Genomic DNA, 18321 nt, shown 5'->3' on the forward strand with positions numbered 1-18321 from the left:
GGTTACTTTCCGAGTTCGAACACGACGTTGAGATTGACCGAAAGCACGTTCTCGCCAGGCGAAATCGGCGTCGCCTCGTCGCGCGCCATCTTCGCCATGGCCATCATGGGAATCGGGCGCGGGATGGTCGCGCCACCGCTCTCGTCGATGGACACGATGCGGCGCACGCGCACGCCCAGCGTCTTCGCGTACATCTCGGCGCGGGCGCGGGCCTTCTCGAGCGCCGCACGGCGCGCTTCGTCGTACACCGGCTCTTTCTGGTCGATGTCGAAGGTCGGCCCGTTGATCTGGTTGGCGCCGGTCGCGACCAGCGCATCGAGGATCTTGCCGAGCTTGGCGATGTCGCGAACCGTGACGTTGACGTTGTTCGACGCCTGGTAGCCGGTGATCGCCGGAGGCTGGTTCTCGGCATAGCGGTATTGCGGATTGAGGTTGACGCCCGCGGTCTGCACGTCGCGATCGGCCACGCCCGCGGCGCGGATGGCGGCGATCACCTTGGCCATGCGATCGGCGTTCTCACGCAGCGAGGTGTTCGCGTCGGCGGCCTGGGTGACGACACCCGCCGATACGGAGGCGATGTCGGGCGCGCGGCGCGCTTCGGCCTGCGATGCGACGGAAAGAAGCGTGGAATCGGGCGCCGTCATCGGGACGGGCACGGGCGCGGTCTGGGCGTCGACGGTCATGACGAGACTTCCGAAGGCGAGCGCAGCGGCGAGGGCGAGGGGGCGGACAAGGGGGCGCATGGCGGGCATGGAGGCTCCAGTGGTGGGCGAAGGGTCGGTACGTCACAGTGAACGGCCGGTGAGACGTGATGGGGTCGGGACGCGATGCCGAAGGTTCAGGATCGCCTCGACAGGTGGCGGGTTATTCTTCGGTCGATGCTCTATCTCGCCTCCAAATCCCCGCGCCGACGCGAGCTTCTTGGCCGCCTCGGCCTCGACCCGCGCCTCCTCGACATCGACATTCCCGAAGTCCGCCAACCCGGTGAACCCGCGCTCGATTACGTGCGCCGGGTCTCGCGGGAAAAGGCGGGTGCGGGGCTGTTGTCCGTCGCAGGCGTCCCCGATGCGCTCGTGCTCGCGGCCGATACCGAAGTCGTGCTCGACGACGAAGTCTTCGGCAAGCCCGTGGATGCCGACGATGCCGTGCGCATGCTGACCAAGCTGTCGGGCCGCACGCATCAGGTGATCAGCGTGGTGTGGCTGATGTCGGCCGGACGCGAGGCGCAGGCCATCAGTGTGTCCGACGTCACGTTCGCGGCGCTCACGTCCGCGCAGCTCGACGGCTACATCGCCTGCGGCGAATGGGCGGGCAAGGCCGGCGCGTATGCGATCCAGGGCCGTGCCGAAGCGTTCGTCACGCGACTGGATGGCAGCTACTCCGGCGTGATGGGCTTGCCGGTGCACGAGACATCCAAGCTGCTCGCCGAATTCGGCGTCGACGCATTCGCAGGCATGGCGGCATGACGGAAGAGATCCTGGTCAACGTCACGCCGCGCGAAACGCGCGTGGCCGTGGTCGAGAACGGCATGCTGCAGGAACTGCACATCGAACGCGGCTGGCGTCGCGGGGTGGTGGGCAACGTCTACAAGGGTCGGGTGCAGCGGATCATGCCGGGCATGCAGGCCGCCTTCATCGACATCGGCCTCGAGCGTGCGGCGTTCCTGCACGCGGGCGACATCGTGAAGCCGACGCCGGTGTCCGACACGGCGAACGGCGACGAGGCACCGCTGCCGCCGCAACCGACGCGACCGATCACCGAACTGCTGCGCGACGGTCAGGACATCGTCGTGCAGGTGGTGAAGGATCCGATCGGCAGCAAGGGCGCACGGCTGACGACGCAGCTGTCGATTCCGTCTCGCTATCTCGTGCTTTTGCCGCGCACGCGCGTGGTCGGCGTGTCGGCGCGCATCGAGGATGAAGTCGAGCGCGCGCGGCTCAAGCACATCGTGTCGTCGCTCTCGCCGCCGGGCGCGCAGCACGGCTACATCGTGCGTACGAACGCGGAAGGGCAGCCGGACGAAGCGATCGCCGAAGACATCGCGTACCTCAACCGCGTGTGGTCGCTGATCGAGGAAAGCTCGAAGTCGGCGAAGCTCGGTGAGCGCGTGTACGAGGACCTGTCGCTGCCGATGCGCGCCGTACGCGACCTGCTGCGTCGCGACGTCGAGAAGGTGAAGGTCGACTCGCGTGAAACCTGCGACCGGCTCAAAGCCTTCGCCGCGCAGTACATGCCCGGCCTCAACGAGAAGATCGAGCACTATGCGGGGGCGCGGCCGATCTTCGACCTGTACGGCGTCGAGGATGAGATCCAGCGTGCACTCGAGAAGCAGGTGCCGCTGAAGAGCGGCGGCTACCTCGTCATCGACCAGACCGAGGCCATGACGACGATCGACGTGAACACGGGTTCATTTCTCGGTCAGCGCAACCTTGAGGAAACGGTTTTCCGCACGAACCTGGAGGCCGCCCAGTCGGTCGCGCGTCAGCTCAGGCTCCGTAACCTCGGCGGCATCATCATCATCGACTTCATCGATATGACGGATGCCGAGCACAAGCGGCAGGTGCTCCGTCAGCTCGAGAAGGCGCTCGCCCGCGACCACGCCAAGACGACCGTGTACGACTTCTCCCCGCTGGGTCTCGTCGAGATGACCCGCAAGCGCACCACCGAGAGCCTGCAGCGGCAGCTGTCCGAACCCTGCCACGAGTGCGGCGGGCGTGGTTCGCTCAAGACGCCGGAAACGGTGACGTATGAAATCTTCCGCGACATCGTGCGGCAGGTGCGCCAGTTCGATGCGCAGCGGCTGCTGGTGATCGCGTCGCCGAAGGTCGTAGCACGCATCACCGACGAGGAGTCGGCGGCGGTCGCCGAACTCGAGGAATTCCTGAGCAAGTCGATCCGCTTCCAAGCCGACGAGCAGTACTCGCAGGAGCAGTTCGATGTCGTGCTGCTCTGACCGCGGCGTCGCGGCGTCGCACCGCGCGTGATCCTTCGCCACGCCAAGCGCGCGCACGTCGGCCTCGGCTACGTCGCCGCGGTCGCGGTGCTCGGCTTCGCGCTGCTGCTGGGGCTCGTGAGCCTCGCGCTGCCGCTGCTCGCACAGCATCCGGCGCAGGTGAAGGCGTGGCTGGAACATCGCACCAAGCGGCCGGTGTCGTTCACCGGCCTGCGCACGCATTGGACGAAGGTCGGCCCGCTGATCGAACTGCGCGGCCTGCGCATCGGCGAGGGTGACAAGGCCGTTGCCGTCGGTGACGCCGAATTGCTGGCGTCGGTCTATCTCGGCCTGCTGCCGGGTCATGCCTTCACTGAGCTGCGCCTCCGCGGCCTCGATCTCACGCTCGAGCGTGCGGACGATGGCACGTGGGATGTGCGCGGCCTACCGGGCCAGACGGACGAGAAGAACGCCGATCCGTTCGGCACGCTCGATCGCCTCGGCGAATTGCATGTCATCGACGGCCGCCTCGCGATCGTCGCGCCCGCGTACGGCATCGACACCGCGATTCCGCGCGCGGACCTGCGCCTGCGCGTCGACGGTGCCCGCGTGCGTGCCGGTGTGCGTGCGTGGATGCGTACGAACGCGGCGCCGCTCGACGGCGTACTCGATTTCGATCGCGACACGGGCGATGGCCGCGCCTATGTCGGCGCCGAGCGCGTCGACCTGCGCGACTGGGCGGCCGTGCTGCACGCCGGCGGCGTGCGCATCGCCGGTGGCGTCGGCAGCGCGCGCGTGGGCAGAGCTGCGCGATGAGCGCGTGGTGCAGGTCACGGGGCAGGGCGCCCTCTCGGGCGTGACGCTCCAGGGCGCGCCGCTCGACGGTGCGGTGCCTCGCGTGGTCTTCGATCGCGTCGATGCGCTCGGCGTCTGGCGCGTCAAGGGTCGCGCGTGGACGGTGACGCTGCCGACGTTGCGCGTGCAGCAGAAGCGTTCCGGCGAAGTGCTCGACGGTTTGGCGCTGGCCGGTGGCGGTCGTTTCGACCTCGCCGCACGCCATGTCGACGTTGCGCCGCTGCTGCAGACCGCCGCGCTCACCGATCGCTTGCCCGAAGGCACGCGCCGCTGGATTCGCGCGGCCGCGCCCGGGGGGCTCGTCGACGATGCGCGCGTCAGCAGCGTGCAGGGTCATACGAACGTACAGGCGAAGCTGGCATCAGTCGGCTTCGATCGTGTCGGCACGACGCCGGGTCTGCGCGGCATCGCCGGTCGACTCGCCGGTGACGCCGACGGCGTGCAGGTCGACTTCGACCCTTCGAGCGCGATCCGTTTCAGCTGGCCGCAGGCCTTCGGCCCCGATCACCTCGTGCGTCTCACCGGGCGCGCAGCCGTGTGGCGCGATGGCCCGGGTTGGCGCGTCGGCACGCACGCGCTGCACATCGGCGGCGAGGGCTACTCGGCCGACGTGCGCGGCGGCCTGTTCTGGCAGGGCGACGGCACGCGTCCCTTCATCGACATCGCCACGGATATCGGTCCCACCGCGGTACCCGTCGCCAAGCGGTTCTGGGTGCGCAACGTGATGGCGCCGAAGGTCGTGCAGTGGCTCGACAACGGGCTCGTGGGTGGCCGCGTCGAGCAGGGTCGGGCGGTCGTCGTCGGTGACCTGGACGACTGGCCGTTCCGTCATCACGAAGGCACGTTCGAAGCGCGCGGTCGTGTCGTCGGCGGCGTCGTGAAGTTCCTTCCCGACTGGCAGCCCGCGGAAGACGTCAATGCCGACGTGATGTTCGACGGTACCGGCTTCGACATCGTCGGCAGCGGCCGCGTCGGTCGCGTGCAGCTGCCGGTGCTGAAGGCGTCGATCGACGACTACTCGCATGGCGCGCTCCTCGTGGAAGCGCACGGCAACACCGAAGCATCGCAACTGCTCGACGTCGTGCGCGCGAGCGGCCTGCGCAGGCTGCAGCCGGAAACGATCGACGCGCTGTCCGCCAGCGGCCCCGCGAAGGTCGACTTCAATCTCGAACTTCCGCTGGGCCGACCGGAGCCCCTGTCGATCAAGGGTGCGGTGGATCTCAATGGCGCGATGCTCGCCGATCGCCGCTGGGACCTGCGCTTCGACGACGTGCACGGCCGCGCCGACTACGACTTGCGCGGCTTCACCGCGACGGATCTTGCGGTGCGCCACGACGGCCAGCCGGGCCAGCTGTCATTGCGCGTGGGCGACGGCCATGTGCGCGCGACGACGAACATCGTCGAAGGCGATGTCGCGGCGAATTTCGACATCGACGACCTGCTCAAGCGCGCGCCGGAAATGGACTGGCTGTCGCCGTACGTGGCCGGGCGTTCCGCGTGGACCGTCGGCGTCGTCGTGCCGAAGAACATCAGCGCGCCCGGCGCGTCGGCGCACCTGCAACTGCGCAGCACGCTCGCGGGTACGTCGCTCGATCTGCCGGCGCCGCTGCGCAAGCCCGCGACGCAGCCCTTGCCCGCGTTCGTCGACACGCCGCTTCCGCTCGGCAGTGGCGAGGTGAAAGTGAGCCTCGGCAACCTCGCCGGCGTGCGCGCACGCACGAGCGGCGGTCGGACGGGCGTGCGCGTGGTGCTCGGCAGCGGCACCGTGGACGATGCGGCGCCGGCGTCGGGCATCGTTGCGACGGGCCGCGCTGCGCAACTCGACGCGCTCGACTGGATCGCCTTCGCGCGCGGCGGTAGTGGATCCGGCGGCGACGGCCTTTCGCTTCAGCGCATCGACGTGACGACGCCGCGCCTCAACATGCTCGGTGGCGTGTTCGGTGAAACGCGCCTGCAGGTGCAACCGCTCGGCGGCAACGCGCTGTCGGTGCGTGCCGATGGCGCCACGCTCGCCGGGAGTGTGACCGTGCCCGATGGCCCGGGCCCGATCGCAGGCCGCTTCGGTCGCGTGTTCTGGAAGCCGGCGACGACGTCGAGCGCAACCGCGACGACCAGCAGCGGCGCGCCGCGTATCGCGCCGATGACGCCGACGACGCGCCGCCCCGTGCCCGTCCGCGCTTCGCCCGCTAGCGCCGCGATGGACCCGTCGAAGGTTCCGGCCCTCGCGATCGATGTCGACGACCTCCGCATCGGCGGCGCGCAGCTCGGCAACGCGCGCTTCCGCTCGCATCCGACCGCCGCCGGCCTGCAGCTCGACCAGTTCACCGCGCGCGGCCGCGCGCAGCGCATCGACGCGACGGGCGAATGGACGGGCAAAGCCGCTGCGCGCACGCATATCGATGCCACCGTGGCGAGCGACGACTTCGGTGCACTGCTCGATGGCTTCGGGTTCGGCGGGCGCGTCGGCGGCGGCAAGGGGACGGCGCATTTCGACGCGGCGTGGGCCGGCGCACCGAGCGACTTCGCGCTGGGCAGCCTCGAAGGCACCCTCGCGGTCGACGTTCGCAACGGCCGGCTGCTCGAGGTCAACCCGGGCGCGGGCCGCGTGCTCGGCCTGCTGAGCCTCGCCGAACTGCCGCGTCGCCTGACGCTCGATTTCGGCGACTTCTTCGCCAAGGGCTTCAGCTTCAACCAGCTCGGCGGCAACGTGCGCTTCGACAGCGGGCTGGCGCGGAGTGACGACTTCGGCATCAAGGGCCCCGCCGCGGACATCCGCATCCGCGGTGCCGCGAACATGCGAGCGCAGACGTTCGACCAGACCATCGAAGTGCATCCCAAGTCGGCCAACCTCCTGACCGCCGTCGGCGCGCTCGCGGGTGGGCCGGTCGGTGCTGCCATTGGTGCGGCCGCGGGTGCCGTCATGCAGAAGCCGCTCGGGCAGATCGGCGCGAAGGTCTATCGCGTCACCGGCCCGTGGGCCGATCCCAAGGTCGAAGTGATGACGCGCGACCAGACGCGCGCGCTGGCGCTCGCGAAGCCACCGGCCGGTTGAGGCCGATCACATCGCCCCGCATATAGTCCGGACGTGCTGTTTGCGCGCGTCCTTCACCCTGGAATTCCGATGACGACTTCGCTCTCGACCGCCGAATCCCGCCTGCTGGTGCCTGCCGGCCTCGATGTCGCGTCGCTCGACCGCGCGCTCGGTGCGCTGATCGGCCCCGGCGTCGATTTCGGCGATCTGTATTTCCAGCACGCGAGGCGTGAGAGCTGGACGGTCGAGGACGGCATCGTCAAGGACGGTGCGCATTCGATCGAGCAGGGCGTCGGCGTTCGTGCGATCAGTGGCGAGAAGACTGGCTTTGCGTACTCGGACGAGATCGACGCGCGTGCGCTGCTCGAAGCGTCGACATCGGCGCGCGCGATCGCGAAGGGCAGCGTCGTCGGCGCGGAGCTCGCGAAGGATCGCCCGCTCGTGCGGGGCAGCGGTCGCGAGCTGTATGCCGCGTTCGATCCCATCGATGCGCTCGCGAACGAAGAGAAGGTCGAATCGCTGCGCCGCATCGACCGCCTGCTGCGCGCCGCGGATCCGCGCGTGAAGCAGGTGACGGTGAGCCTGTCGGGTGGCGTCGACACGGTGCTCGTCGCGCGCAGCGACGGCCTGCTGTCGGCGGACGTGCGTCCGCTCGTGCGCCTCAACGTGCAGGTGATCGTCGAGCAGAACGGCCGCCGCGAGCAGGGGTACGCGGGTGGCGGCGGACGCTACGGTTATGCAGAGTTGCTCGGCGGCGATCGTCCCGAACATCTGGCGCGCGAGGCGTTGCGCCAAGCGCTCGTGAATCTCGCTGCGGTCGACGCACCGGCCGGCGTGATGCCCGTCGTGCTCGGCAGCGGTTGGCCCGGCGTGCTGCTGCACGAGGCAGTGGGTCATGGCCTCGAAGGCGACTTCAATCGCAAGGGCACGTCGACGTACGCGGGTCGTATCGGCCAGCGCGTCGCGTCCCCGGGCGTCACCATCGTCGACGACGGCACGCTGCCGGGTCGTCGCGGTTCGCTCAACATCGACGATGAAGGCACGCCGACGAACTGCACGACGCTGATCGAAGACGGCGTGCTCGTCGGCTACATGCAGGACACGCTCAACGCGCGCCTGATGGGCATGACGCCAACGGGAAATGGGCGTCGCGAATCGTTCGCGCACTTGGTCATGCCGCGCATGACCAACACCTACATGCTCGCCGGCCCGCACGATCCGGACGAGATGATCCGTTCGGTGAAGCGCGGCCTGTACGCGGTGAACTTCGGCGGCGGCCAGGTCGACATCACGTCGGGCAAGTACGTGTTCTCGGCCACCGAGGCCTACATGATCGAGGACGGCAAGGTCACGTCGCCGGTGAAGGGCGCGATGCTGATCGGCAACGGGCCCGAGACGATGCAGAAGGTCCGCATGATCGGGAATGATCTTGCGCTCGACGAAGGCGTCGGCGTCTGCGGCAAGGACGGGCAGAGCGTGCCGGTCGGCGTCGGTCAGCCGTCGCTGCTGATCGACGGACTGACCGTCGGCGGAACGAAGGCCTGAGCCTTCGCGTGCGTCAGTCGTCGGTGTCGTCCACGTCGAGGCTGTCGTCGCCTTCGTCGTCGTGCGTACCGAGCATCACACCACGCAGTTCACGGAACAGTTCGCGGAAGGCGCGTGGCGGCTTGTTGCGATTGCGCTCGTCGAGCGCGTTTCGAACGAGCTGGCGCAGACGCTGGCGATCGGCGTCGGGATGCAGGTCGAGCAGCTCGGCGAGCGCGGCGTCGCCGCCGTCGAGCAGCTTGGTGCGCCACGCTTCGACGCGATGCATCGCCGCAACTTCCGCGCGCGAGCTTTCGCTCTTCTCGTCCAGCGCGTCGCGCATGGCCTGCAGTTCCTCGTCGTCGAGCTTGCGCATCTGCTTGGCGAGGAACGCGAGCTGCCGCTTGCGCGCGATGTTCGAGGTGATGCGCCGCGTGTCGAGGATGTGCGGCGTGATCGATTCCGGCACCGGCACGCGCGCGAGCTGCGCGTCGGTCAGGCCGGCCAGCGTCTCGGCCAGGTCCAGCACGCCCAGTGCCTCGCGGCGCTGCTCGCTGCGGGAGGGGCTGTGGAATTCACCGGTTTCTTCGTCGCGACCGCGCATCGTCATAATCCTGCGCGACGTCGACGCCACGCGTTGAACCGTCCGCGGGCCCGCGGACATGAGATGAAAGGATAAGACATTGAACGCGACGACCTCTTCGCCGGTCCTCCACGACGACAGCGTCGAGCGCCTCGACACGCTGGCCGACCTGTCGCAGCGCCTCCTCGGCCTCGCGCGGGAGCGCGGCGTCACGCAGGCCGAAGTGAGCTGCTCCGAGGAAGCGGGGCTCAGCGTCAACGTGCGCATGGGCGAGGTCGAGACGGTCGAATCCACGCGCGATCGCGGCATCGCGGTCACCGTCTATTTCGGCCGACGCAAGGGCAGCGCGAGCACCGCGGACCTGCGCGAGGAGAGCCTGATCGCGACGGTCGACCAGGCCTGCGCGATCGCCAAGTACACCGAGGACGACCCGGCCGCCGGGCTGGCCGATGCGGACCTCATGGCGCGCGACACTCCGGAATTCGATGCGTGGCATCCATGGGCCATCGACGCGGATCGCGCGATCGACCTCGCGCTTGCCTGCGAGCAGGCGGGTCGCGATGCGGATTCGCGCGTCGAAAATTCGGATGGCGCGTCGCTCAGCAGCGGCCGCAGCGTGTCGGTCTATGCGAACAGCCACGGCTTCGTCGGACGCGAGCGCGGCACGCAGCATTCGCTGGGCTGCGCGCTGATCGCGGGGCGCGGCGATGCGATGCAGCGCGATGGCTGGTACACGCTCGGTCTCGCGTCGGATGATCTCGATTCGCCGGCGTCGGTCGGCCGCCGCGCCGCCGAGCGCGCGGTGTCGCGCCTGTCGCCACGCCAGCTGCGCACCGGCGAATACACGGTGATGTTCGCGTCGGAAATGGCGCGTTCGCTGATCGGCCATCTGCTTTCGGCGGTGTCGGGCGGCGCGCTGTATCGCGGCGCGAGCTTCCTCGTCGACAGCCAAGGCACGCAGCTGTTCCCCGACTGGTTCTCGATCGTCGAACGCCCATTCGTGCGGCGCGGCCTGCGGTCGTCGGCGTACGACGCGGAAGGCGTGGCGACGCGCGAATCCGCGCTGGTCGAAGGCGGCGTGCTGCAGCGTTACGTGCTCGGCAGTTACTCCGCGCGCAAGCTCGGCCTGCAGACCACCGCGAACGCGGGGGGCGTGCACAACCTCGACGTCGCCGCGAACAGCGGCGATTTCCAGGCGGTGCTCGCCGGCATGGGCCGCGGCCTCCTCGTGACCGAGCTCATGGGTCACGGCGCCAACGCCACGACGGGCGATTATTCGCGCGGTGCGGCGGGCTTCTGGATCGAGGACGGCCGCATCGAATATCCGGTCGACGGCGTCACCGTGGCCGGCAACCTGCGCGACATGTTCCAGCGCATCCAGGCCGTCGGCACCGACGTCGACCCGCGTTCGCACATCCGCACGGGTTCGATCGTGATCGACCGCATGACCGTCGCCGGCGAGAGCTGATGCGACCGCTGATCGGGCAAATGACGATCGACGGTTGACCGTCATGCACGCTTGGCCTGAAAGTCGTTGTCTACACGACCTTCACGCAGGAGCGAATCGATGAGCGAATACGACCAGAACCCCGGTGGCGCCACGCCTCCGCCTTACGACACTGCGCCGGCCGCCGGCGCCGTCTCGCAGGACGACCGCACCATGGCGCTGCTGACGCACCTGTCGGGCATCGTCCTCGGCTTCGTGGTGCCGTTGATCATGTGGCTGGTCCACAAGGATCGCAGCGACAAGGCGTTCGTCGTCGACCAGGCGAAGGAAGCACTGAACTTCAACATCACCCTGATGATCGCCTACATCGGCGTCTTCATCCTGACGATCGTGACGCTCGGCCTCGCGAGCCCGCTGGGCTTCCTGCTGTGGGTCGCGTCGATCGTGTTCTTCGTGATCGCCGGCATCAAGGCGAACAGCGGCGAGGCTTACCGTTATCCGCTGTCTTGGCGCCTGGTGAAGTAAACAGCGCGACGCTGTAACGAAAAAAGCCCGGCTTCGGCCGGGCTTTTTTGTTTTTGACATCGGATTCGACGGGCAAATCGGCGTCGTCAGCATCGATGAGCGCCGCTGCATTCGCGCCGTCGCGCTGACGATCAATGCGCGCGTTCGACAGCCAGTCGCGCGAGCGCTCGCAACGGCGTCGCAGCGTCGCCGAACTCGCTGAGCGAGCGTGACATCACATCGGTCAGCTCGTTCAGCCGCGAACGGGATGCGTCGAGTCCGATCAACGCCGGGAACGTCGCCTTGTCCTGCGCCTGATCCTTGCCCGCGGTCTTGCCGAGCTGCGCGGTATCGGCTTCGACGTCGAGGATGTCGTCGCGCACCTGGAAGGCGAGGCCGAGTGCGTCGGCGAAGGCATCGAGTCGCGCGTGGGCGTCGCGGTCCGCGCGCCCCGCGATTGCACCCATGCGGACCGCGGAGCGGATCAGCGCGCCCGTCTTCATCGCATGCAGCCGCTCGAGCGCAGCGACGTCGACGTCGGCGCTGCGGCCGGTCGACTCGAGATCGATGGCCTGGCCGCCGCACATGCCGACCGCGCCAGAAGCGCGTGCGAGTTCGCGAACGAGCGCGACGGCGATGTCGGCATCGACAGACGCATTGGCGAGCACGTCGAACGCGGCCGACTGCAGCGCATCGCCTGCGAGCACGGCGGTCGCCTCGTCGAACGCGACGTGGACCGTCGGCTGGCCGCGGCGCAAGGCGTCGTCATCCATCGACGGAAGATCGTCGTGCACCAGCGAGTAGGCGTGGATGAGCTCGACCGCGACCGCTGGCGCCAGCAGCGCCTCCTCGTCGGCCTCGAGCAGCGCGCCCGTCGCGAGCACCAGCAGCGGGCGCATGCGCTTGCCGCCGAGTAGCACGGCGTGGCGCATGGCATCGCGCAGGCGCGGCGGTGCGTCGGGGAGATCGAGCGCCCGGTCCAGCGCGGCGTCGATGCGCCCGCGCCAGGCGTCCAGGCGGGCGTCAGGCATCGGGAGCGGCGGCGTCCGGGTAGGGCTGCGCCGTCGATGGATCCTGCGGATCGGTCAGCAGGCGCACGCGCATTTCCGCCTCTTCCAGCGCGGTCTGGCAGCGGCGGGAGAGGCCGACGCCTTCCTCGTATGCGGCCAGCGACTCGTCGAGCGAGAGATCGCCCTGTTCCATCTTCTCGACCAGCTGTTCGAGGGCATCGAGCGAGCGCTCGAAGTCGGCGACGGGGGAGGGCTCGGTGGCGTCTTTACGCGGCATGGGCGAAGTGTGGCGGCGGGCGCGGGGCAGGGTCAATGCGACGGAAGTCTGGCGTGCACGCCGTCGCATCGTGGTGACGTGCCGACGCCGGAACTCACGCGCCGGGCGGGCATGACCAGACGAGGCGGCCGCCGGTCTCTCGCAACAGCTCCGCCATGCGCGCGCCCAGCACGATGTCGCCCGCTGCGAGCACCTCATCGTCGTGCGCGAGCAGCACCGGCAGATGCTCACGCGTCCATGGCGGGACGCGCTCGTCCTGCAGCACGTGCTTGAGCGCGTGGTGGTGCGCGCGACCGGGCAGGCGGATGCGCTCACCGCCGATGCGCGCGCGGACGCGAAAGTCAGCCGGCGCGACGAGGAATGGATCGAAGCGCAGCTCGCCACCGTCGGGCAGTGCGAGCGTTTCCTGCCCGGTCCATCCGATGTCGAAGTCGTGAGGAAGTGGCGGGCACGGGCGACTCGCGTGCAGAAGGCCGCCCCAGGCGCGGATGCGCGCGTCGTGCCAGTCGACGCAGGCGTCGGAGTCGGCACGCGCGTCGAGCAGCTCGCGCTCGACACGATCGGCCGCGCGTGCGGTCAGGGGCGGCAAGTCGAGCGACGCGATCCACGCACGCAGCAGTCGCGTGCGTCGCGCAGGCGGACATGCGGTCAACGACGGAATCGACAGGACGTCCGGTCGGTCGACGACGCAACCTGCGAGCAGCCGCCGATCGTCGTCGGTCAGCAGCGACGACGCTTCGCGCGCGAGCGCCGCCGCCCCCGCGAGCGCGGCGTCGGCGTGCGGCCAGCGTGTGCGCAGAAGCGGGAGCACGTGCTGGCGCAGGAACACGCGATCGATCGATGCGTCGATGTTCGACGGATCGTCGACCCAGGCGATGCCGCGGTCGCGCGCGAACGCAGCGATGGCGTCGCGCGGCACGTCGAGCCACGGCCGCCACAACCAGCCGCGGCCGAGGGGACGCAATGGCGTCATCGCTCCGAGTCCGTCGACGCCGGACGCACGCAGCGCCCGCAGCAGGAAGGTCTCGGCCTGGTCGTCGCGATGATGTGCGGCCGCCAGATGTTCGCCGTAGACCAGATGTCGCTCGAACGCCGCGTGGCGCGCGGCGCGCGCTGCGCCTTCGCGACCCAGGCCATTCGCTTCGACCGTGACGCGCTCGACGACGAGCGCGATGCAGAGTTCGCGACATGCGGCTTCGCAATGCCGCGTCCAGTCGTCCGCCGACGCTTGCATGCCGTGGTGTACGTGCAGTGCGCGCAGGCCGTTCGCGCGGATCGCCGCGTCGCTCGCGAGCGCATGCAACAGCGCCATCGAATCCATGCCGCCGCTCAACGCGACGCAAACGGGTGCGTCGACGCGTGGCATGAGGGCAGGCGGAGCGATCGTCATGCCGCCGATGCTGCCACGCGCTGCGGAAACGACGAAGCCCGCGTTGCCGCGGGCCTCAGGGTCGGTGGAACTGGAGAGACGGTGCGGCGTGTCCCTTCGCGTCCCATGTGCGCATTGCGATCGATCAGGTCATGCGGACTGGCATGTTGCGAGTCCGGCGCCTCAGAGCTCGCGGAGAGCCGAGCCCGAATCAGGCCGCCTCGTACGCCCCGTACCCGCGCAAGCGCTGGTAGCGGCGCTCGAGTAGCACATTGGTCGGTATGCCCGACAGCGCGTCCAGTTCGTTGAGCAGCACGGTCTTCAAGCGCTTGCCCATCTGCCGCGGAGTGCGGTGCGCGCCACCGGTGGGCTCGCGCACGACCTTGTCGACGAGGCCCAGCGACTTCAGGCGCGACGCGGTCAGGCCGAGCTGTTCGGCGGCGTCCTTGGCCTTGTCGGCCGACTTCCACAGGATCGATGCGCAACCTTCGGGCGAGATCACCGAATAGGTGCTGTATTCGAGCATCAACGTGCGGTCGCCGACGCCGATCGCGAGCGCGCCGCCGGAGCCGCCTTCCCCGATCACCGTGCAGACGATCGGAATCTTCAGCTCCGACATCTCCATCAGGTTGCGGGCGATCGCTTCCGACTGGCCGCGCTCTTCCGCGCCGACGCCCGGATACGCGCCCGGCGTATCGATGAAGGTGAGCAGCGGAAGGCCGAAGCGCTCGGCCATCTTCATCAGGCGCAACGCCTTGCGGTAACCCTCGGGGCGCGGCATGCCGAAGTTGCGGCGGATCTTCGACTTGGTATCGCGGCCCTTCTGGTGGCCGATGATCATGACGCTGCGGCCGTCGATGCGACCCAGGCCGCCGACGATGGCAGCGTCGTCCGAGAACGCGCGGTCGCCGTGCAGCTCGTGGAACTCGTCGCACATGGTCTCGATGTAGTCGAGGGTGTACGGGCGCTGCGGGTGGCGGGCCAGCTGCGAGACCTGCCAGGGCGAGAGGTCGCGGAAGATCTGGGCGGTGCGCTTGCGCACCTTGTCCTGCAGGGCCCGGATTTCGGGGTCGGCGTTGACCGCATTGCCGTCGCTCGCCTGCCGCAGTTCGGCGATCTTCGCTTCAAGATCGGCGATGGGCTGCTCGAAATCGAGGTAGTTCGGGTTCATGCGGGACCGGCGGGGTGAAAGGCGGGCAGTGTAGCGGGTGAGGGCCGAAACCTGCCCACCGGGACCGTATGGTGCCCGCCCTGGGTCAGTGCGCCCAAGGCTTGGAGAGCGTCGCCTTCACGGTCACGACGCCCGGCGTCGCACGCAGCGCCTCCATCAGCTCCGTGCTGACCCGAACGCCCTTGGGGCCGTCCAGGTCGACCATGCCGTGGGTGCCGTCGAGCAGCAGGTGCAGGCGGAGCGGCGTCGGTCCGGGGCGATGGGCTGCGAGGATCGCCTCGACGCGCGCCATCGTGCCGGGCTGCCGGAGGTCCAGCCGCAGCGACAGCCGCTGCGCATGGCGCCCGCAGACCTGCGAGAACTCCCAGCAGCGCGCCGCCTTGAGCGCGAAGCCGCCGGAAAAGGCGTCCTCGCGCAGGCCGCCCTGCACGATCAGCAGCTTGTCGCGGCCGATCAGCGACGCATGCTCGGCGTAGGTCTCGGCGAAGAACGCGCATTCGAGTCGGCCGCGGCCGTCCTCGATCTGCACGAACACCTGCGAGTCGCCTTTCTTGCGGAGGCCGACGACGAGGCCGGCGACGGTCGTTTCCATTTCGGGACGCCAGCCGCCGCGACCGCTGTCGGGCCGGCCCGCCCAGATGCGCTCGAGGTCGCCGAGGTCGAAACCGATCAGCGCGTGCACGTCCTCGCGATGCGGATCGAACGGATGGCCACTGAGGTAGTGGCCGAGGGTCTCGCGCTCGTGCTCGAGCAGCTTGCCGACCGGCCACTCGTCCGTTTCGGGCAGGTCGAGATGCAACGCCGGCGCGGCGGTATCGAAGCCGCCAAACAGCGACACCTGGCCCGCCGCGGTTTCCTTTGCGAGCTGGTCCGTCGCGCGCAGCACTTCGGGAATCTGCAGGAACAGGCTCGCGCGATTCTTGCCGAGCGCATCGAGCGCACCGGCCTGCGCCATCGCTTCGAGCGCGCGTCGATTGAGCTTGCCGTCGTCCGCGCGCTGGCAGAGATCGAGCAGATCCTTGAACGGCCCGGCGCGACGCGCTGCGACGATCGCCTCGCAGACGCCGCGACCAACACCCTTCACGGCACCGAGGCCATAGCGGATCGTGTCCGGCGTGCGCGCCTCGAACATGTACGACGACTCGTTGACGTCCGGCCGCAGCACGTTCATGCCGATCGCGCGCGCCTCGTCGAGGAAGCCCGTCACCTTGTCGGTGTTGTCCATGTCCGACGACAACACCGCGGCCATGAACTCCGCCGGGTAATGCGCCTTGAGCCACGCGGTCTGGTACGACACCAGCGCGTACGCCGCGGCGTGCGACTTGTTGAAGCCGTAGCCGGCGAACTTTTCGAGCAGGTCGAAGATGGGCCCGGACACCTTCGGCTCGATGCCGTGGTGCTCCATCGCACCGGCTTCGAACTTCACGCGCTCCTTCGCCATCTCCTCGGGCTTCTTCTTGCCCATCGCGCGACGCAGCAGGTCGGCGCCGCCCAGCGAATAGCCACCCAGGATCTGCGCGGTCTGCATGACCTGCTCCTGGTAGACGACGACGCCGTACGTGGGCGCGAGCACCGGCTCCAGCAGCGGATGCGGATACACGACCTCCTGCCGGCCGTGCTTTCGTTCGATGAAGTCCGGGATCAGGTCCATCGGGCCCGGGCGGTACAGCGACACGAGCGCGATGAGGTCGTCGAAGCGGTCGGGCTGCGCGCGCTTGAGCAGCTCGCGCATGCCGCGAGATTCGAACTGGAACACCGCGACGGTGTCGCCGCGCGCGAACACGTCGTACGCCTTCGCGTCGTCGAGCGGCAGGGCGGTGATGTCGAGCGGTTCGACGCCTTCCTTCGCGCGCCGCTTGTTGATCGCCTTCACCGCCCAATCGATGATCGTGAGCGTGCGCAGGCCGAGGAAGTCGAACTTCACCAGGCCGACGGCTTCGACGTCGTCCTTGTCGAACTGCGTGACGGGGTTTCGACCGCGGCCGCCTTCGTCGTGTTCGGCGAACAGCGGGCAGAAGTCGCTCAGCGGCGACGGCGCGATGACGACGCCGCCGGCGTGCTTGCCCGCGTTGCGCGTGAGGTCTTCGAGCTGCAGCGCGAGATCGACGAGGTCGCGGACGTCGTCTTCCGCGTTGTACCGCGTGATGAAGTCGCCGATCGCGCGCTCGGGATCCTTCTTCGCGCGATCGCTGCGGCCCAGCACGTCGTCGAGCGACAGCGGATCGGCCGGGATCAGCGGAATGAGCTTGGAGATCGAATCGACGAACCCGTAGCCGTGACCGAGCACGCGGCCGCAGTCGCGCACGACCGCCTTCGCCGACATCGTGCCGTACGTGATGATCTGCGAGACGCGATCGCGCCCGTACTTGCGCGCGACGTAGTCGATGACCTCGTCGCGCCGATCCATGCAGAAGTCGATGTCGAAGTCGGGCATCGACACGCGTTCGGGATTGAGGAAGCGCTCGAACAGCAGGTCGTAGGGCAGGGGGTCGAGGTCGGTGATGCCGAGCGCCCACGCAACCAGCGAACCCGCACCCGAACCACGGCCCGGCCCGACCGGAATGCCCTGCTGCTTACCCCAGTTGATGAAGTCGGCGACGATCAGGAAGTAGCCGGGGAACCCCATCTTGATGATGACGTCGAGCTCGCGCTCGAGGCGCTGCGCGTAGCCCTCGTGCGTGCGTCCGTCGGACGGCGGCGCCTTCTCCAGGCGCTTGGCGAGGCCGTCGCGCGCGGTGTTGCGCAGCCACGACTCGATGGTGTGCTCGCTCGGCACCGGGAACGCCGGCAGCGCGTATTCGCCGAGCTTCATTTCGACGTTGCAGCGCAGCGCCAGCGAATGCGCATTCGAGATCGCGTCCGGCACGTCGATGAACAGCTCGTCCATGTCGTCGCACGACTTCAGGAACTGCTGCGGGCTGTACTCGCGCGGACGCTTGGGGTCGTCGAGCACGCGGCCGGTCGCAATGCAGACGCGCGCCTCGTGCGCCTCGAAGCCGCTTTCGTCGAGGAAGCGGACGTCATTGCTCGCGACCACCGGAATCTCGCGCAGCGACGACGCGTGCAGCGCGAACGAATTGAACGCGTCCTCGCCCTTGCGGCCGGTGCGCGTGAGTTCGAGATGCAGCCGATCGCCGAGGACTTCCCTCCAGTCGACCAGCCAGGCTTCGGCTAGATCGTGTCGGCCGCTGCCGGCGAGCTGTGCAGCCAGGCTGCCGTAGCCGGCGAGCGCGAACAGGCCGCCGTTGTCCTCGCGCAGCCACTCGGGGCGCAGCGCGACGCCGTCGTTGCGATGGCCTTCCATCCACATGCGCGTGAGCAGGCGCGACAGCGTGAGGTAGCCCGGCCGATCGCGGCAGAGCAGGGTCATGCGCGTCGGCGTTTCGTTGCCGTCGGCGAGCGTGACGTCCGCGCCGATAACGGGCTTGATGCCCGCCGCTTCCGCCGCCTTGTAGAACTTCACGGCGGCGAAGAGGTTGTTGATGTCCGTCAGCGCGACCGCCGGTTGGCCCAGGGCGACGCATCGCTTGATCAACTCGGCGATGCGGATCGTCGAGTCGGCGAGCGAGTATTCGCTGTGCAGGTGGAGGTGAACGAAGCGGGACGTCATGCAGTCGG

14 protein-coding genes are annotated in these 18321 nt (G+C 68.8%); 7 read left to right on the forward strand and 7 right to left on the reverse strand.

The annotated features are described in order from the left end of the window. Window positions 1-2 precede the first annotated feature (2 nt). Window positions 3-743 carry an SIMPL domain-containing protein gene (locus tag EVS83_RS03845; protein ID WP_133499750.1) on the reverse strand — a complete coding sequence of 247 codons (741 nt, stop codon included), beginning with the start codon at window positions 741-743 and terminating at the stop codon, window positions 3-5. A 135-nt stretch (window positions 744-878) separates the two neighbouring features. Here EVS83_RS03845 and EVS83_RS03850 point away from each other — a divergent pair, with 135 nt between their 5' ends. The 5 genes from EVS83_RS03850 to tldD all read left to right on the forward strand — a co-directional run bounded on the left by EVS83_RS03850 (window position 879) and on the right by tldD (window position 8363). Continuing rightward, on the forward strand, window positions 879-1466 hold the full coding sequence (locus EVS83_RS03850; protein WP_133499694.1) for a Maf family protein: 588 nt from the start codon (window positions 879-881) through the stop codon (window positions 1464-1466). After that, on the forward strand, window positions 1463-2953 hold the full coding sequence (gene rng / locus EVS83_RS03855) for a ribonuclease G (protein ID WP_133499695.1): 1491 nt from the start codon (window positions 1463-1465) through the stop codon (window positions 2951-2953). The genes EVS83_RS03850 and rng overlap by 4 nt, the downstream gene beginning before the upstream one ends. 27 nt (window positions 2954-2980) lie before the next feature. Beyond that, window positions 2981-3748 (forward strand): YhdP family protein, encoded by a 768-nt coding sequence (locus EVS83_RS15575; RefSeq protein WP_166636787.1) that lies wholly within the window; start codon window positions 2981-2983, stop codon window positions 3746-3748. Continuing rightward, window positions 3708-6839 carry a YhdP family protein gene (locus EVS83_RS03860; protein WP_208108681.1) on the forward strand — a complete coding sequence of 1044 codons (3132 nt, stop codon included), beginning with the start codon at window positions 3708-3710 and terminating at the stop codon, window positions 6837-6839. The genes EVS83_RS15575 and EVS83_RS03860 overlap by 41 nt, the downstream gene beginning before the upstream one ends. A 69-nt stretch (window positions 6840-6908) precedes the next feature. Beyond that, window positions 6909-8363, forward strand: coding sequence for a metalloprotease TldD (tldD, locus tag EVS83_RS03865; RefSeq protein WP_133499697.1), 1455 nt, complete (start codon window positions 6909-6911; stop codon window positions 8361-8363). Window positions 8364-8376: 13 nt separating this feature from the next. Here the strand turns inward: tldD and yjgA are convergent, their stop codons facing one another. Beyond that, window positions 8377-8946 carry a ribosome biogenesis factor YjgA gene (gene yjgA / locus EVS83_RS03870; protein WP_133499698.1) on the reverse strand — a complete coding sequence of 190 codons (570 nt, stop codon included), beginning with the start codon at window positions 8944-8946 and terminating at the stop codon, window positions 8377-8379. Between the two features lie 79 nt (window positions 8947-9025). On the opposite strand from yjgA, the gene pmbA reads away from it, so the two are divergent. Together pmbA and EVS83_RS03880 are read left to right on the forward strand one after the other, a co-directional pair. Beyond that, window positions 9026-10393: a metalloprotease PmbA gene (pmbA, locus tag EVS83_RS03875; RefSeq protein WP_133499699.1), complete on the forward strand. Its 1368-nt coding sequence runs from the start codon at window positions 9026-9028 to the stop codon at window positions 10391-10393. A gap of 99 nt (window positions 10394-10492) precedes the next feature. Next, window positions 10493-10897 (forward strand): DUF4870 domain-containing protein, encoded by a 405-nt coding sequence (locus EVS83_RS03880; protein ID WP_133499700.1) that lies wholly within the window; start codon window positions 10493-10495, stop codon window positions 10895-10897. A 131-nt stretch (window positions 10898-11028) separates the two neighbouring features. Here the strand turns inward: EVS83_RS03880 and EVS83_RS03885 are convergent, their stop codons facing one another. The 5 genes from EVS83_RS03885 to dnaE all read right to left on the reverse strand — a co-directional run bounded on the left by EVS83_RS03885 (window position 11029) and on the right by dnaE (window position 18313). Beyond that, entirely contained in the window at window positions 11029-11907 is an 879-nt protein-coding gene (locus tag EVS83_RS03885) for a polyprenyl synthetase family protein (protein WP_133499701.1), read from the reverse strand. Further along, entirely contained in the window at window positions 11900-12163 is a 264-nt protein-coding gene (locus EVS83_RS03890; RefSeq protein ID WP_133499702.1) for an exodeoxyribonuclease VII small subunit, read from the reverse strand. The genes EVS83_RS03885 and EVS83_RS03890 overlap by 8 nt, the downstream gene beginning before the upstream one ends. A 94-nt stretch (window positions 12164-12257) precedes the next feature. Continuing rightward, a complete protein-coding gene (gene tilS, locus EVS83_RS03895) occupies window positions 12258-13553 on the reverse strand; it encodes a tRNA lysidine(34) synthetase TilS (protein WP_133499703.1) in 1296 nt (431 codons plus the stop codon). Window positions 13554-13743: 190 nt separating this feature from the next. Further along, the gene (locus tag EVS83_RS03900; protein ID WP_133499704.1) at window positions 13744-14703 is read right to left on the reverse strand and encodes an acetyl-CoA carboxylase carboxyltransferase subunit alpha; all 960 of its coding nucleotides are present in this window, start codon (window positions 14701-14703) and stop codon (window positions 13744-13746) included. An 85-nt stretch (window positions 14704-14788) separates the two neighbouring features. After that, window positions 14789-18313 (reverse strand): DNA polymerase III subunit alpha, encoded by a 3525-nt coding sequence (dnaE, locus tag EVS83_RS03905; protein ID WP_133499705.1) that lies wholly within the window; start codon window positions 18311-18313, stop codon window positions 14789-14791. Window positions 18314-18321: the final 8 nt, after the last annotated feature.

Origin of the sequence: Cognatilysobacter terrigena (assembly GCF_004361065.1) — a bacterium.
GTDB classification, from domain to species: domain Bacteria; phylum Pseudomonadota; class Gammaproteobacteria; order Xanthomonadales; family Xanthomonadaceae; genus Cognatilysobacter; species Cognatilysobacter terrigena.